At 34.8% G+C, this 17,507-nt stretch carries 14 protein-coding genes; 1 reads left to right on the plus strand and 13 read right to left on the minus strand.

The window, feature by feature from the left end:
• The 12 genes from OO013_RS00005 to OO013_RS00060 form a co-directional block, all read right to left on the minus strand.
• A partial coding sequence (locus tag OO013_RS00005; protein WP_439651809.1) for a hypothetical protein occupies nt 1–1,346 on the minus strand: 1,346 nt, incomplete at its 3' end.
• Between the two features lie 62 nt (nt 1,347–1,408).
• Nucleotides 1,409–2,749, minus strand: coding sequence for an SBBP repeat-containing protein (locus tag OO013_RS00010; protein ID WP_266054458.1), 1,341 nt, complete (start codon nt 2,747–2,749; stop codon nt 1,409–1,411).
• On the minus strand, nt 2,746–3,762 hold the full coding sequence (locus OO013_RS00015; RefSeq protein WP_266054459.1) for a porin family protein: 1,017 nt from the start codon (nt 3,760–3,762) through the stop codon (nt 2,746–2,748). The genes OO013_RS00010 and OO013_RS00015 overlap by 4 nt, the downstream gene beginning before the upstream one ends.
• A 19-nt stretch (nt 3,763–3,781) precedes the next feature.
• Nucleotides 3,782–6,907 (minus strand): nSTAND1 domain-containing NTPase, encoded by a 3,126-nt coding sequence (locus OO013_RS00020; RefSeq protein ID WP_266054460.1) that lies wholly within the window; start codon nt 6,905–6,907, stop codon nt 3,782–3,784.
• Nucleotides 6,907–8,349: a DUF4062 domain-containing protein gene (locus tag OO013_RS00025; RefSeq protein ID WP_266054461.1), complete on the minus strand. Its 1,443-nt coding sequence runs from the start codon at nt 8,347–8,349 to the stop codon at nt 6,907–6,909. Before OO013_RS00025 ends, OO013_RS00020 begins: the two co-directional genes overlap by 1 nt.
• A 102-nt stretch (nt 8,350–8,451) precedes the next feature.
• Nucleotides 8,452–11,640 (minus strand): hypothetical protein, encoded by a 3,189-nt coding sequence (locus tag OO013_RS00030; RefSeq protein ID WP_266054462.1) that lies wholly within the window; start codon nt 11,638–11,640, stop codon nt 8,452–8,454.
• A gap of 135 nt (nt 11,641–11,775) precedes the next feature.
• Nucleotides 11,776–12,429 carry an OmpH/Skp family outer membrane protein gene (locus OO013_RS00035; protein ID WP_266054463.1) on the minus strand — a complete coding sequence of 218 codons (654 nt, stop codon included), beginning with the start codon at nt 12,427–12,429 and terminating at the stop codon, nt 11,776–11,778.
• 48 nt (nt 12,430–12,477) lie between these two features.
• Nucleotides 12,478–13,179, minus strand: coding sequence for a rhomboid family intramembrane serine protease (locus OO013_RS00040; protein ID WP_266054464.1), 702 nt, complete (start codon nt 13,177–13,179; stop codon nt 12,478–12,480).
• 43 nt (nt 13,180–13,222) lie between these two features.
• Nucleotides 13,223–14,128 carry a histone deacetylase family protein gene (locus OO013_RS00045; RefSeq protein ID WP_266054465.1) on the minus strand — a complete coding sequence of 302 codons (906 nt, stop codon included), beginning with the start codon at nt 14,126–14,128 and terminating at the stop codon, nt 13,223–13,225.
• A gap of 42 nt (nt 14,129–14,170) precedes the next feature.
• Complete coding sequence (locus OO013_RS00050) at nt 14,171–14,659, minus strand: hypothetical protein (RefSeq protein ID WP_266054466.1); 489 nt, start codon at nt 14,657–14,659, stop codon at nt 14,171–14,173.
• Between the two features lie 2 nt (nt 14,660–14,661).
• Nucleotides 14,662–15,000: a phage holin family protein gene (locus OO013_RS00055; RefSeq protein ID WP_266054467.1), complete on the minus strand. Its 339-nt coding sequence runs from the start codon at nt 14,998–15,000 to the stop codon at nt 14,662–14,664.
• A 27-nt stretch (nt 15,001–15,027) separates the two neighbouring features.
• Entirely contained in the window at nt 15,028–15,543 is a 516-nt protein-coding gene (locus tag OO013_RS00060) for a DinB family protein (RefSeq protein WP_266054468.1), read from the minus strand.
• 37 nt (nt 15,544–15,580) lie between these two features.
• Here OO013_RS00060 and OO013_RS00065 point away from each other — a divergent pair, with 37 nt between their 5' ends.
• Nucleotides 15,581–16,969, plus strand: coding sequence for a M14 family zinc carboxypeptidase (locus OO013_RS00065; protein WP_266054469.1), 1,389 nt, complete (start codon nt 15,581–15,583; stop codon nt 16,967–16,969).
• Here the strand turns inward: OO013_RS00065 and OO013_RS00070 are convergent.
• The gene (locus tag OO013_RS00070) at nt 16,959–17,471 is read right to left on the minus strand and encodes a gamma carbonic anhydrase family protein (protein WP_266054470.1); all 513 of its coding nucleotides are present in this window, start codon (nt 17,469–17,471) and stop codon (nt 16,959–16,961) included. The genes OO013_RS00065 and OO013_RS00070 overlap by 11 nt on opposite strands.
• Nucleotides 17,472–17,507: the final 36 nt, after the last annotated feature.

A 17,507-nucleotide genomic window follows, 5' to 3' on the forward strand; every position in this document is an offset into this window, starting at 1 on the left:
CCACTCACTTGTGGTGATACAGTTACGGTCGCACTGCCCGTTGGTGTTGGATCACTACATCCGTTGTCATCCGTCACACTGACTAATGTATAAGTCGTCGTTGTTGATGGAGAGACACTTACTGTCGCCCCATCGGTGATATTATTTGCTGTAAAGTTGGTCGTGCCATCGGTATACACCACATCAAATGGTGCCGTACCAGCTGTAAAGTTAAAGGTCAAATTCGTTGATCCACCGACACATACGGTTGCTCCACCTGATAGACTGCCATCCGGTAGTGGATTCACGGTCACTGTTGGTGTGCCACTCAAGTTAGAAGTAGTCGTACATCCTGAAGCATTTGCGGTAATGCTGGTCAGGCTATAAGTAGCCGTTGCTGTCGGGGTGATTGTTTCTACATGCCCATTACTGATTCCTGTTAAGGTCACCGGAGTGGTGCCATCGGTATAAGTTACATCATACGTTGTCGAAGATCCAGATAAGGTGAAGCTTAGATCAACTGATTCACCAGCACAGATTGCTGAGGGTTCGGCTGACAATAACCCTGAAACAGGTGATTCGATAGTAATGGTAGCAGAGCCTGCAGGATCCTGATCTATACAACCGGCATCATCAGTAACGCTTACTAAAGAATATGTAGTCGTCGTTGATGGAGACACGCTTACAGTTGACCCATCAGTAATATTATTTACTGTGTAATTAGTTGTACCATCGCTATAAACGACATCATAGGGAGCGGCCCCACCAGTCAAATTAAATGTTAATAATGTACTTGTTCCAGGACATATAGAAGTCGTCCCCGATATAATACCCTCAACATTTTTAAAATTAAGATTCCCAGCATTTGTTCCGTTAAGCCCAAAAACATTTGTTCCAGGGTCACTAAAGGTAATATTTCCAGATGTTGCAGCCCCGGTTAAGCGAACTTCTAATCCTGAATAAGTAAGTTCATCAGCAGGCCCCCCTGTTGCAGAAGATACGGTTATATTAATTCTTGCTGTCGATGTAGTTATATAAGCAGCTGTATTTATTGTTATCTTATTTCCATTAGAAACAGTTATTGTACCGGTTGCAGTATTAAACTCAAATCCCGCAGGAAGTACGAGATCTATATCGTAGGTCCCGGCACTAAAGTCAGAGTTGGTAGTTTCAGTAACTATAATATTACTTAAAGGGATAAAACTCCCATCACCACAAATATTAGTCCCGCCAGTTGCTGGTGTAACAGTTACCTGGGAAAAAACCGAGAAAGTTGATAAAAACAGAACAACATACAGAAAAAGCTGTAAGAAACTGTTTTGTGTCTTATTTCGATTATTATTAAAAATTACATTTAAGCTTTTCATTAAAAAATGGCTCTAATATCGTGTATAAAAAGTCTTTTATATCTAAATCTTAATATTCATGATTATTCAACAAAACCTTCAGAATTTGTTTTAATAAGACAAATCATTGTGTTATTACTTTCAATCTGGTCATCAAAACCTATTGTCCCCACTAAAACCAAACCATTATCTGAGGTTTGAATAATATTTCCTGCTTTATCATTACTATTAAATCCGTGTAGCCGTGGAACAGTGTTCCATTCTACATCTTCAATAAAGCTATTAAATGCATTTATTCTATAAGCTGGTAATACAATATCAGTATTACTTCCTGCTTCACTATAATAATTTGTTGAAGATGCTGTAATTATTCTAGCACCAGCTTCAGTAGAAAAATAGGTTAACCCGTTAATTTCACTATTCCCAAGATTATAAATACTCTGAGATATAAATTGCGGGGGTTCTAATGGCTCTTTTCTAAACGATATAATTCTTTGTTCAGGTGTTGGATCAGAAAGACTTGAATAATAATTAGCTGCAAAATAATATATTAAATTATTGCCTGGTCTTGAGACTATATCAGTTGTTTTTAAATAACCATCTATATTATTTGAAGCTTTATTAAATGATGGTTGGGTTTCACTAAAATATTTAGCATCAACTAAAAACACAAAGTCCCCTGTTTGGGAACTTTGACCATCTATTCCTTGAGAAGCATCAGCTAATATAGCTATATTTAATTGATTTATCCCCAGATCAGAATCATCAAAATTTAATAGAAATTTCCCCTCATCCACTCCTTGAAAACCATCAATAATCGTATCTAAAAAAGTGAAACTTGAAAGCTGGTATGCACTAGTTAGAATATCTACAGAATCACCAGTTCCTATTCTCCCATCCTTTTTACATTCTGTGCAACTAGTTTTACCGGTAACAAATAAAAAGTCATTAAAAAAATTGGCGGAATTGTAGGAATAGGAATTAATGCTATCTCCGAAATTATCTTCCATCAATAGCTCCCCTGTCATAGAAATCTTTGAAATATACCCTAATTTCACACCATTGTTAAGCCCTTTACTTCCTACTACTAAAATATTACCTGCAGGATCTATTAAGATATCTTTTCCTTCATCAAATCCAGGTCCACCCAATCTTTTTCTCCATAGTTCATTTCCCTGAGCATCTGTTCGGATCACAATAATATCCTGCCCCCCAAATTGCCCTCCGTAATTTGAATAACTATTTCCAAGGATTACATATCCGCCATCTGATAATTCTAAAACATCAACACCTTCGTCTCTTTGTTCTCCTCCATACATTTTAACAAAGATACGCTCTTTCTCAGGCTCAACATTGACACTGTCGCATCCGCTAACAAAGGCAATGAAAAATCCTATCAATATGTAAAAATACTTCCTAATCACAGCTTCTTATCCTTAATCTTTTTAACCTTATATATTGAATAAATATAACCTACACTAACGCTGAATACATTTAATTGAAAATCATCATCAACATATCCGAATCTATATAATAATTCCCGATCTCCATACCTGTTATCAACGGTTGAAAGATTAGGAAAGCCTTTTTGACCTCGAATATCAATTAAAATATTGTGAATACCAGTTTTAATCTTCACTCCAAAACCACCTATGGCACTAATGTTCACCCGATTTCTGACTCCCGATTCTACATAATCAAAGTTCGGACTTACAATTGGCCTTGTCTCAAACGAACCAACCCTACTTACATTTCCCACAGAAGAAATTAAATATGAAATATCTCCACCCAGATATACAAAAGGTCTAACTTTATTTCCTTTCAAGGTATATCTTACCCCAATCGGTAAACCAATCCAAGACTGATTTTCCTTAACTTCCTGTACATTAAAATCAAATAGGCTACTAGTCTTCGTGTATCTATTCTGTAGAAACTGAATCTCTGCAAAGGCCTGAAACGACTCATTGATCATATATTCACCCACTACACCAAATTGAAATCCTAAATTGATACTGGAACTCGAAGAATCTGCGATGGTATTGTCTACCCCATATAATTCCGTAAGATTAATTGTACTTATATTAGACCCTCCTTTTACTCCAATGCTAAAGGCTGGCCAGGTTTTAAAAGAATTGTATAAATTTATAAACTCGGAAGGATCAAAATCCTCATTGATTTTATAATCAGGCTTTGCATGAAGAAAAGTGATCATGGAAGTATCCGCATCATACCAATTATCTTTAAAGATATCTGTCAATACAAATAATTTTAGAGCCTGAACTTTCTCTTCTTTAGAAAATCCGCCGTCCATACAATCTTCCAGCAGTGGTGGAATATCTTTAAAATGCCCGATGTCATATAATTCCTGTGCCCTGCGAAGATTCTGACTACAAGTTGTTTCCTGTGCATTCACATCTATTGTGATGCATAAAATCATCAGAACTGCTAGTATATATTTATTGTACAATTTCACCACACGTTGTTTCATAATCAATATCAGGCGCTACATATTGATACCATTCTTCTTTTGTAAAATTTCTTTTCAGATACTCACACATATCATTAGCCATAATAGTAGCAGAAATTGGCCTTATGCGGAGATAATCTCTTGATGTACCGGCAATTAAATAATCACCATTTTGTGTAAACTTCAATGAAGTCACCCAGCCATCATGGTCATTCATTACAATTGGCAATTGGTTAACATCAGACATCGGCCAGACTAACACACTTCTGTCGAATGAAGCCGATGCTAGCAATTCATCATTTTGTCCAAATTGTAAAGTTGTAATTGCTGATTTATGACCTCTTAAACGAGCATATTGTTTTTTAATCTGAGGTTGCATTAAAATCACATCACTTCTGTTATTAGCTAATGTTAAACCAACAGCCATGAGAGTTCCTGCCTTATTAAATTCTAAGGCGGTGACAGGCCCTTCGAATTTTTTCCAGGTTACTGGTTTTCTGGAAACATCTGACATTTTTAAAACGTGGCCATTTTCAAGACCAACATAAATTTCTCCGGTAACCGGATTTACAGAAAGTGCATTTGGTCTGCTTTTAGTTTTGTAAAGCACATGGAATACTTCAAAATCATAGTAACCAATTATACTATCCAATCCGATAGATACAATTCCTTTATTACCTTTATAAAAATCGACTTCTACAATAGGTTCAAAATGTCCATTAACAACCTTAGGCTTTCTCCTTAATTTTTCAAGATCAAAAATCTGCATCACATTGGCTCCGGTACCATTAACAAGCCATTTATCATCGTTGCTGATAGTTAAAGTTCTGTTTTCAACTCCTTCATTATGGTAAATCTCTTTTTCTTCCAGTTCCCCATCATTCCATTCCCAAAGCATCAGTTTTCCATCTGATCCTGCCGAAACAAAGGCTTCAGAATTATTATAATGTGCAATAGCTCGGATAGCATCTTTATGTCCTTTTATTTTATTTAAAGGATCTTTATTCAATTCCTTAGTGGCATAATATAATCCATCGTAGATATAAGGGTCATAAATACTTCCACCATAATTTAGGTTAAATAAGTACGCTTGTTGAGCGAGCAATCCTTTTAAGTCTTCTTCATCAGTCTGCACAGACTTAACAGCCATACTCTGAGCAATAGCTCTGTATCTAGCAAACTCGGCATCCTGAGCATAAATATTTGCTTTTAGCCTTTGCTGAATTGCCTCTTCCCTTTTCTGATCAGCTAATTTTCTTAAAGAATCAGCTTTCTTCTTTTCGTTTCTTGCTTCAGCCTCACTTACTTGCAATCTTAAATTAGCTTCCTGGGCTTCTATTCTCAACAGTTCGTTTCGAGCTGCCTCGGCTTTGGCTCTTTCCTCACTTTCCTGAGCTAATCTTGTTTGTCTTTCGGCAATTATCAAGTTATTTTTTGCTTTTTCAGCCTGATAATTAGCTTCTACTTCCTTTCTTTCTGCTCTTTCAGATTCTTCCTGTGCTATCTGAGCTGAATATATTGCTGCTTCTCTTTGCTGTAAGGCAAACAATAAGAAAATAGTACAAATCACCGCAATAGCAGAAAACAAAATAGCAGCAAGGCGGGTTCTTCGTAGTTTTCTTTTTTGTAATTGCTCTTTTAAGAGAAGTTCTCTTTCATATTCTTCTTTTGAAGTTTTCAGAAAGACCATCGCCCGCTCAAAAGACGGGTCATATCGCTGTGCCCACTGTAAAGTCGGTTTATATTTTTCCTGCCAATTTAATGCAAGCTGGAGATCCGGTGGACGAAGCAATGATGCCTTTCCCATTTGATACTTTTCAGCAGCATCAGATAACCTGAGATACATTTGAGCTGCTTCAGACTCTTCTTCAACCCAGTTTCTCAGCCTTATCCAAATCCTCATTAAAGACTCATGAGAAATATCAACTACGGATTCACTATCAAGTTCCTTGTTATAAGGAGGCATCAATAAGGATCTTCCAGGCTCACGGAATTTGTCAATTACTTCTATGAGTTCAGATACAGAGCAACCACAAACAGTAGCGATATAAGAGACTTTTTCAGGCCTTCGAATACCAAAATTATCACTTCCTTTCTTTTCGGTGATTGTTTTAAATAAGGTTTCACAAATTTGCTTTTGCTCTGAGTTTAATTCATCATAGGCCTCATTTGCATGCAAACTCAGTGCCTCCCGGATTGTTCCGACAGCATTATAATGCTTTATATCTAAAGATTCGTCTTCCTCTCGATTATCTTCCCAATATTGCCAGGTTCGCATCAGTGCATGCTGCATTAATGGTAATTGATCCTGGGTATCTCCGATGTCATTTAACAATTGCTGAGTTAATCGTTTAGATATTTTTCCCCCACCAACTGCAACGGGACCTTCTATAGCCAGTTGCTTTTGCCCACGACTAAGCTGAGGAATCAGGTAATGGCTATTATTTATTTTTTTTGTCAACTCAGGGAACTGAGCACATTCTCCAATAAAGTCAGACCTCATTGTCAGGGCTACATATATGGGCTGTTCAGATTGATTTATTGCCTCTAAAAAAAGATCAACAAATGCTATGGACTCATTTACAGCATCACTATGATGCTCTGTACTGGCCCTGTAACGAAATAATTCCTCAAACTGATCAACCAGTATCAGGTAACTTTTTTCTTCATCTCTCCTATATTGTCTTATCAGATCAACCAGACCCAATGAAGATCCCCTTAAAATTGTAGAGTTTATAGCTTGGTTTATTTCAAAGTCTTCAGCATCGTTGTTATCAATATCTGATACCTTCAATACTGCTTCCGCAAGATTGGATATTGGCGATATACCCGGTCTTAGAGTTATAACTTCCCATTTACTTCCTGCACTATTAATAAATCCACCCTGTAACATCGGGAGTAACCCGCAATACATTAAAGAAGATTTACCACTTCCTGAATCTCCTACTACGGCAACAAACTTATGCTTTTCAAGCTTTGTAATTATATCAGAACTCTGCCCCTCACGACCAAAGAACAAATGACTTTCATCCGGACTAAATGGTCTTAGGCCGGGAAAAGGAATAAACAACTTTTCTTCAGTCAAAAATTTTATATGATCCTTATTATCGCTCATTAATTATTAGCTGTTTTTGCTAAAAACCCCTCCAATTTCTTCTCAAAATCATCACTTTGCAGTATGATAGGAAATTCCAGTTTATCAATTAAATCAGTGTTAATATCACAATCTGGTGTATAGATCACATTAAATTCGTAGCTGTGCGCCCTACCCAATCCTTTTGACTTAAGCACGTCCCTTAATCTTGATGTAATCCAATCTTTATTCTGATTTGTATTAAAAATTATTGTGGAAGAACAATTGTTAAGCAAATATTTATGCCTTTCGAAGGTATCAAAAGCATTCCCCTCATTTTCACATATTGAATACTTGACACCAAGTTTATTCAACTTTTCTTTTAATGAGATCACATTGTGCTTATCGTAATCGTTGTACATCAAATACGTCCCTTCACTATCTCCTGCACTATAATCAAGATTTATATCTTCTTGATATTGATCACTATTAATAAACTTCCTCACAAGTGATTTAAATTCTGCAAGCGGTAAATCCACTATTTCTGTCAGTAACTTATCTTCAGATTGCTGTATAACTCTTTCTGCAAAAAACCTTTGTCTATCTGACATTTCTGTCAAATGGGTAGACAACCATACTATTCTTTTAAATTTATTATTTCCCTGGTTTGCACGTTCAAGGGAAAGATCGTGTTCAAGTTCAGAAATGCTGGTTCTGAATTTTTCTGATATATGCCCATATTCTCCGCCAAGCATATGAACTGAAACAGAACAATAAGATAACTCCTCTTTAATCTTTGCACTCAGCTCTACTTTGTTATCAGGCATGCTGCCTTTTGGATAAACATTATATCCATGTCTCTTCAGGTCCCTGATTAATGCCTCTCTTGCCTCAAGGCACTCATTTACAACATTCGCGACGTATATGTTTTTCGATTCATTTTTAAAATATGAACGATCTCCGCTATCTCCTATACTAATTTCATTTCTTATATAATTGATAACCATAGAGCTTAGATCAGAAACACGGGACCAATATTTTTGATTTATACCGTCTTCGTTTTCTGCTTCATATACCACAGGCACATCCGAAAATGGCTCTAATTCGTAAAAATCAACTTTGGGAGATTCTTTAACCACATTATTCAACTCTTCTTCAAAAACAGGAAGATAAACAAGGGCATAAACACTATTACCAATTTTTAATGGATCGTTAGACATCCTTTTAAGATGTTTCCTCAAATACCCCTGACAAGTTTCAGATTGAAGAAAATTAGGGCTGATAACGGGAATGAATATATCAACATCTTCATAAGTATCCTCATCATCAGATAATTTATGAATTATGCATTTTCTCTCAGAAATTCGATCAAGAAATTTCTGAAATATTATTACGAATTGATCAATCCACCCTTTATTTCCAGATTCAAAGTTGGAGTTATCAACCTCTGAATAACATAATATGATTTCACAGGTTTCTTTCACTTTTAAAAAAAATTGGCTCTTTCTTTTTAAAAAATTATTACTAATATAGGTAAATATTAAAAAGAGTCAAACAATAGATGGAAAAATATAATTTTACCAATTTCACAAAACGAACTGTCTATTGTTCAACCTCAGTACCTTTTCAAGTACCTCCTTATGATTATTTAGTAATTCGAGATAATCATCATATTTAATTTTTAACCCAATTATATCTTTTTCAATTACAGAAAAGTAATCATCACCTGAAAGATGTATCCCCCCTCCGATGACGTGACCATTTCCGAATTTGAATGTCTCTCCTTTATTATTAACTAATGAGAGCTTTCCTTTAAATATTAATATCAGATCACTAAAACTATATTTACCCTTAATATTCAAAGTAGTTCCTTCAGGGTAATAAACTTCCTCACATATTTCGAGTACTTCATTTAAAACACTCGTACTCAAAGTATTGAATAACTCTATTTTCTTAAGGAATCTTGCTTTTCCAAACTTTAGTTTGAAAATATCATTTATATTGTGATTATCTATTTCAGGAATTAACTTGGTAATATATCTTTTTGACTGTTCCGGAATTCTTTTACTTAATATTTGAAAATCATAAGGAGAATGAGAGTATATTACCCATGCTGCTGTTTCACACAGTAATTGATCAGGATTGAAAAGTTGGGCAATCAGGTCATCTGAAACAATATCGTCTTCATCTAAAAATGCCATATTAAATAAAGCACATGCTTTAGTCCATCGACTTATTTGATTATAATCCCTATTGATGATGCTTTTAAAAAGATCTGCATCTGTTGCATCCACAAAAGGATCATAAATGTTAAGTTTTGACAACTTATCTTCTATAGGTATATCATCTAAAACTGGTATAATATATTCCTTAAGATCATCATCCAGAAATACATCTAATAATTCTATGGCAAATGTTATATTATCAGGATTATTACTTTCAATATTTTCTTTAACAATTGCAATAGAAGATTTATCATAGATCATTGCCAGTAAAGTGTAAATATGATCAAAAGTCTTTCGGTTTTCTTCTTCAAGTGATTCTATTAACTGGTTATCCATATCAATACGAACTGTTCGTATAGCAAGATGATTCCATACTATATTAATTAAATCACTCTTTATTATGTCTTTGATCTTCGATGCTCTTTCAGCATTAACCACCAGACCAATTCCAGATAAATTACCTAATACTTCTTGTTGAATTTGCTTATCTGGATAATCCATTTTATTCCATAACGCTTCTTTTGCTTTTTCAGAACCGATTCTGCCATAAGTTTTCAAAACTCTTCTCATGGTTTGTAATGACTGTCCTGACTTATAAAATACTGCTTCAAGCCTGCCTATTACTGGATCTCCTATAAGAGAAAGTGATTTTTGAGCGAGTGAACCAAAAGTATTAGATTGAATCAATTCTAAAAGCATTGGCCAAAATTCAGGTCTTTTTATTTTCCCCACTGCAATTATAGCAGACTTTCTTACCTGATTATTTGGATCTCTTAATAACAAATGTAAAAGATTGTCATTTTTACTATTTGATTCATGATTAGAAAGATAATGAGCAACAAATTCTCTTTCATTGACATTGGCTGATCTTGCCATTTGATCAAGCAAAAACCCTTCATCCATAATGCCTTTAAAATGGTAGATCATTGATCTTGCATTCTCAGCCATCATCTTAACCTGGCTATGCTTGGTATTTTCTATAACTTTATTTAATGGTTGTAACGATGAAAGTGGCTTTATTTCAGTAATTAATTTTAGCACATGCATTACCACTTCTTCCTTATCACTATTTAGTAAATAATATAATAGATCATAGTACTGGCCCGGTTCGATTTTTTTAACCAATTCTAAATTTAATTTAACCGTATTTAAATCTGATTTCAATAATCCCAGAATAACGTCATGACTCAAAACTGCAGAATTAAAAGGTAGATTAGAATCAGTACTTTTAACATTCTTTTTTAACGTTGATAATTTCCGATGAAGGACTTCATTATATTGCTTGTGCAAGGCATTTACTACAAAAACCATTAATACTACAATGAACAACAATGATAACAAGAAGTAAGCTCTTTCAAGATTTACATATGAAAGCAAAAGCATAAAACCACCTGCTACCAGGGTTGCAACCTGACCGATAACACCTTCAATTTTGGTCTGGATATCAAATCTGATATTGTCTTCTAATGGAAGGAAATATAATTTAAAGGCTGGATTTTCCATTGCATCCCGAAGCGAATTAGTAAAAACATACGCCCCAACTATAACAATGAAATATGCCGCAAAACCAGCGGATTCAACACCTGAGAAACCAAAAGCAGTTGTAATAAAAATAGCAACTATACTCAGGGTTCCTAAAATTACCGGCATAACCAGGACAGCTGTTTTAACCCCATAATCTGCTATTATTCTGTCATTAACAAAGGTCTGGATCAAAAAGCTCAATATCATTACAGTACCATTGGCGATACCAATAAAGGCAAAAAGACTTTGTTCGTCATTTACATATCTCTGTTCAAGAGCATTAGAATAAATAAACTCAATAAATTTGAACGCTATCATTGAAACGATCAAAAATACAGATAGCAATACGATGTATTTTCGCTTGAAAAGATTTTTGAATTTCAGACTTCTCTTTTCTGCTTTTGTCTTGATCTTAGTAAAATCGATATCGTATTTTTTCACAATTACCAACAGAAAAGCCAGGGAGATTATCAATGAACCATTGGTAATAATTAATATATCCGAAGGGTCTGTAAATTTATTTAAAAAAGGTAAAGTAAAAAAGGTCAAAATTGAAGCACTCAATTGACCACTATCGATTCCTCCTATAATTCTTTTTGACTGACGTAGATTGAATAACCGTAAGAAAACGCCCCAAAACCCCAGTATGATCAAAGCATTAATCGGGCCATACAAAATATACAATAAGTAAATCAACCAATCCTGGCTTCCGTAAAAATGAAAGCAAATACGAATCCCAAGAATGAGGAAAGTCACAAGGACTATATTGCCAATTACGAGTTTAGAATAATGTAGATTATGCTGTATTTTTGAATAAACCCAGGTAACAACAACCCCTAGACATCCTGTCAATACAAATGCTGTATCAAGTTTATCGGCTCCTATTCTGTTAATAAATAAGGTCTGGGCGGTAACTGTATATCCCGCAAGGAATATACCCATAAAAAACCCTTTTGCCAGCAACAACATCACCTTCTCTTTTTCATCCGGCCGGGCTCCAATCAGACCAATAAGCTTGTCTATCATTGATTTACATTAAAAAAATATCAAAAAATCATAATCTAAATATAAAAAAATTGATAGCAAATCAATAAAAATTAATAAAAAAAAGAGAGGCAGTTATTACATGCCACTCTTTTTATATCTTATTACCTGAAATTATTATTTGATAGAATCTTGTTCAGAAGTGCTTTTTTCTTCTTCAGAAGGGTTTTTCTCTGCCTCATAAGAAGCATTTAATCCGTCTACAACATCAGTAGTGATATTCATTCTTTCATCAGAATACCAAACGCTCTCATATTTTAAAATTATATGATATCCGTTTTCTTTGCTGTAAGATTCAATGAATTTGTTAATCTTATCTACAACTTCCTTAGTCTTTTCTGCTTCTGTTTGCCTTAAAGTTTGAGCAAAGTTTTCCCTTTGCATCATTAAGTTTTGCTGCTTTCTCTGCAGGTTTTCTTCAATATTTCTAGCCTGACCCATTGTCAAATTCTGAGCAGATTTTTGATAATCTTCAAATTCCTTTTGTAAACCTTGAGCTCTGCTTTCCAATTGTCTCTCTAACCTTGTTCTCTCAGATTCTAGTTCTTCAAGAACATCCTGATAGAATTTATAGTTTTTAGTAAGACTGTCGGAATTAACATATCCAACTTTTAAATCCGATGCAATTACATCTGAAGTAGTTGACTCACTCTCCTTACCCTCCGCAGTTTCTGAAGTTCCTTGCTGGTTACATGAAACAAAAAACAGCAATGCAACTGTTAGGACAGAACTATACTTAAAAATGTTTTTCATAAAATCTCTACTTTTCATGTTTTATATCGCCTGCAAAGATATAAATACATTTGATTTGAAGAAATTCTATTTACTTTCTTTTTCTTTAAATGTATAATTTATCGCATCTGATTCTTTACCTGTATGAGACTTGGTGTAATCGGGAAGCTCTATCTTATCTACTGGTTCCTCGTCATTATTAACTTTATCTTCAGGAATACTGGGCAATCCCAATAGCGGATGCCTTCTATATATGTACGCTCCAATCAACCCTGAAAATGCTCCTGCTAAATGCGATTCAAATGAAATAAAGGGGTCCCCAGGCAAAATCCCGGGAAATGTAGTCCCATATAACAAAAATACAGCTGAAGAAATAATCAGAGATCGATACTCCCTTCTGAATAAGCCACTAAAAAACAAAAAGAAGACTAATCCATAAACAATTCCTGATGAACCAATATGATATGCTTCACGGGCAAACAGCCAAACGAGAAATCCGCTTAACATGTATATTACCAGGAACACATGGACTGCCACCTTTCTATAAAAAAAGAATGTTCCTGTGATCAATACCAACAAAGGAAGACTATTACTAATCAGATGGTCGAAATTCCCATGAATTAAAGGTCCTGTAAATATTCCCAGCATACCTTTCCCATTGCCGGGAAAGACTCCAAGAAACCCTAAACTTAGGTTCATAGCTATTTCAAGGGCCTTTATACACCACAGAAGTGTTACAAAAAGGACTGCATAAAGAGCACTCATCCGCAAGGCCACCTGATCTTTCATATAACTAAAAACTCATGTAAAAAGAGGTTTGTTACATAATTTATCAGAAAAAAAGCTCTTGTGCCAGTCTATAAGTATTTGCGTGTGCTTCAATTATTAATTTAATATCTTCAGAATACCCACCACCCATACTGATCATTACCGGAATATCATTAACCTTACAGCTTTCAAGAACTTTTCTATCTCTTTCTTTGCAACCGTTTACGGAAAGCCCTAATCGACCAAGCTTATCAGTTTTAAGTACGTCTACCCCACTTTGAAAAAATATAAATTGAGGTTCGTGTTTCTCGATCAATTTACCTAAGTATTCATCGAGAATATCAAGATAAACTTCATCTCCGGTTCCATCAGCTAATTCAATATCAAGATCTGATTTTTCTTTATGTAATGGATAATTATTTTTACCGTGCATCGAAAAGGTAAAGACTTTTCTATTCCCTCTAAATATCTCTGCAGTACCATTTCCCTGATGAACATCCAGGTCAACAATTAGAATTTTATCAAAATTATGCTTGTTAATTAGGTATTGAGCAGAAACTGCAATATCATTTAACAGGCAAAAACCTTCACCTCTATTAGTAAATGCATGATGAGTACCCCCGGCAATATTCATTGCACAGCCAAATTTTAAAGCATACTCTGTGGCATCTACCGATCCCTGAATTATTTGTTTTTCTCTTTTTACCAAACCTTCAGATAAAGGAAATCCGGTTTTCCTTTCTTCAGAACGTGATAAGGTGAGTTGATTTAGTTTTTTTATATATTCTTCAGAATGTACAGTAGAAAAAATCACATCATCTTTGGGAATGGCTGGTGTGAAAAAATTATCGTTTTCCAACGTACCTTCATATAACAATTGTTCAGGGAGCAATGTATATTTTTCCATTGGAAACCTATGTCCTTCCGGTAATGGATGACAATAAGAATCTGCCCAAGCTACTTTTAACATAAATTCTTAACTGAACTAAATAATAAATTGTTAGCAGAATTATTAGTCAAGCTCAAATGAATACAGACTATCATCTAATGAAATTTCATCGTTATTAAATTTATTAATGAAATTAACGATCTCCGATTCAGACACCTCAGGAATATTCAACCCTGCTTCCACCATAAGCACTTCATCTTCATATTCTTCATAAATATGCTCACTTACTTGTATCTCTCCGTCTTCTTCAATTTGATCCATGACCTCCGTCAGGAACATTTCGATCTCTTCAGTTTTGTGTTCAGGAAGTTCCTTCCCTTTTTGCATTTTGGCGTATTCCGGATGACGTTTTAAGGTTTCTTCTTCAGCTTTGGCAAATACTTCAGACTGGTAATACATTTCCAGGGTATATAAAACCGCATTTACTAGTTCCTCCTCACCATTTTTGTCGGTGAGAAAAAAAAAGTTGGCATATTCCGGAGAATTATCTTCCTCCTCATTCATCAAATAGGCTTTCTTCTCCTTTTTAATTCTATCTATTATATCTTTCATATTTAATCTTTGTCAAACGATTCAAAAATACTCACCATAATCGAAACTACAATGGAAAACAATAATGCTGTCCAGAAACCACTCACATAAAACCCACCAACAAGGTAATCAGCCAATAATATAATAAGCGCATTGATCACCAGAAGAAATAATCCCAGTGTAACTACGGTTATGGGTATGGTAAGAATGACCAACAAGGGTTTTATAGTCACATTCAGAATTGTCAAAACTATAGCAAGAATAAGAGCCACTGTAAATGATTCAGTTTCTACTCCCGGAATCAGATAGGCACCGGCAAATACTGCCAATGTTGTAAATAGAATTTTAAGTAAAAATTTCATATTGCCTGAGGGTTTATCTTAATTTAACTAAATTTTGTAACGATCTTTTAAAATATTAACATGATGTTGAGCATGCCCACCTAAAATATAAGGTAGAGCACTGGTTTTAATTGGCGCTCCATTAGCATTGCCTACAAATTCAAGTGCATCCTGACTAATAGCATTAAGCATCATAAGATTGGCTCCTCGCTCATATTGCCACCATTCAGCCAGATCTTCTTTTTCCATATTAATATAAACTGAATTCCGGACGTAATCATCTTCACTAAATCCTGGTATCGAGGTATTATCTTTTCTTGAAAATGCAAGCAATCTGTATCCCATTACCTTTTCAACATCGATTATATGGCCAAAAACCTCAGCAATTGTCCATTTGTCAGGCCCATACCTATAATCCAATTTATTTTTAGAAGTATTTAAAATAAAAGTTTTAATTTCATGCCATTGATTTTCCAAAAATGGTTCTATTTGTTCGGGAACTGAATCAATATAAGATCCGTAGAAAGAGGGATAATTTTCTGGTGATGGTTTTGTGATCTTCATTAAATTTTCACTGAAAAGATTCTAAATAATTTTTTGAATGGAGAAAGATACTAAAGAAAAATTTTTAAAAACAATCTGTAACAACTTCCTTAACTTACAGGATGCAGATAATTATTTCAGATTCCCTTCGTATGATTTCCTAATTGAAAAAATAACCTCACTTGACCAAAATAAATTTGAGGTTAAAAAACTGGGGAGATCGGTAGAATTGAGAGATATATTTGGTATCAAATTCGGTCGTGGACCAATCAAAATCATGGCCTGGACACAAATGCATGGAGATGAACCTACCGCAACTCGCGCTGTTCTGGACTTTTTTTATTTTATTCAGAACCATCCTGAAGAATTTGATGAATTAATAAAATATATTTCAGAAAAATGCACCATGCTTTTTGTGCCTATGGTTAATCCTGATGGTGCAGAACACCATACACGAGAAAATGCATGGGATATTGACCTCAACAGAGATGCACTTCGATTGACAGCTCCCGAATCAAAAATATTAAAAATGATTTTTGATGATTTTCAGCCTGAATATTCTTTGAATATGCATAATCAAAGTAAATATTATGGCTGTGAAAGTACCGGGGAGCATGTGGAATTATCTTTTCTTGCAACCGCTCCAGATAAAGAACGGTCTCTTACTGTCAGTAGAAAAAGAGCTATTTCATTAATAAACAAGATCGTGGAAAAAATTGGTTCACTTGAAAACCAACACATTCCAATGGGAAAGTATGATGATAAATTTGAACCAAGAGCCTTTGGTGATAATTTTCAGGCTGAAAACTCTGGCCTGGTACTTATCGAGTCAGGATATGTTCCAGGTGATGAAAACGAAGAAAAACTCAGAAAACTGAATTTCCTTTCAATATTAATTACTTGTTTGTACACTGATGATCTTGATTATAATGAAAAGGATCTTCAAAAATACAATGAATTACCTTCCATCTCTGAATTTTATTTTGATGTAATAGTTAGAAATGCAACGCTGGAGCGAGATGGTCAGCAATTTATAGCTGATCTGGGGATCAAGCGGGAACGGGTATGGCAGGGAAAAAGCAAATATTATTATTTCGGTTTCATTTCCGAATTGGGAGATTTAAGCACACTGAAAGGCTTTGATGAAATTGACGCCACAAACTGCTTGATTAAACCTGTTAACACATATAGCCAATCCGTACCAAACATTGAAGATGTTAAAAGTTTAAATTTCAAAGAACTGCATAAAAAAGGGATCGCAAGTGTAAAACTTGACAGATTATCTCTTACCAAAGAATCCACTTCTATGCCTTTAAATATTTTACCTCTTCACGAAGATTGGTCACCGGAAAAACTTAGTCCTGCTACATTTCTTATACAGGATTTAATTTCCGGTGAAACAAAATTCATTATTGTCAATGGAGTGTATTTCCCGGTTAATCCTTAAACCAGGAAGCATACATCGGATAATTATCTGCTGTTCTTTGAATAAGTTCCTTCATCTTTTCTCCTCCATCTTTGATTTTTCTTGCAGGATTACCAACATATACAGCTCCTTCTTCAACATTAGTGTTGGCAAGGACTACTGCTCCGGCACCTATTACTGCCCCTTTATTAATAACAGCTCCATCCATTACGATAGCTCCCATCCCTATCAATACATTATCTTTTATTTCACATCCGTGAACTATTGCTCCGTGTCCTATTGAAACATTATCCCCAATCTTAACATCATATTTTTTATAGGTGCAATGTATCACAGCCTGATCCTGAATGTTGACCTTGTTGCCAATCCTGATTGAATTCACATCTCCACGTACTACTGCATTAAACCAGACTGTACACTCATCTCCCATTTTAACATCTCCTATCAAATAAGCATTAGGTGCAAACCAGCAATCATTTCCAACTGTTGGATATATGTCGTGAATTGATAAAAATTTTCCCATTAAATTTAAATTTGTTTAAACAAAAGTCTAACTTTG

The sequence above is a fragment of the Mangrovivirga halotolerans genome (genome assembly GCF_026241165.1).
GTDB lineage: Bacteria > Bacteroidota > Bacteroidia > Cytophagales > Cyclobacteriaceae > Mangrovivirga > Mangrovivirga halotolerans.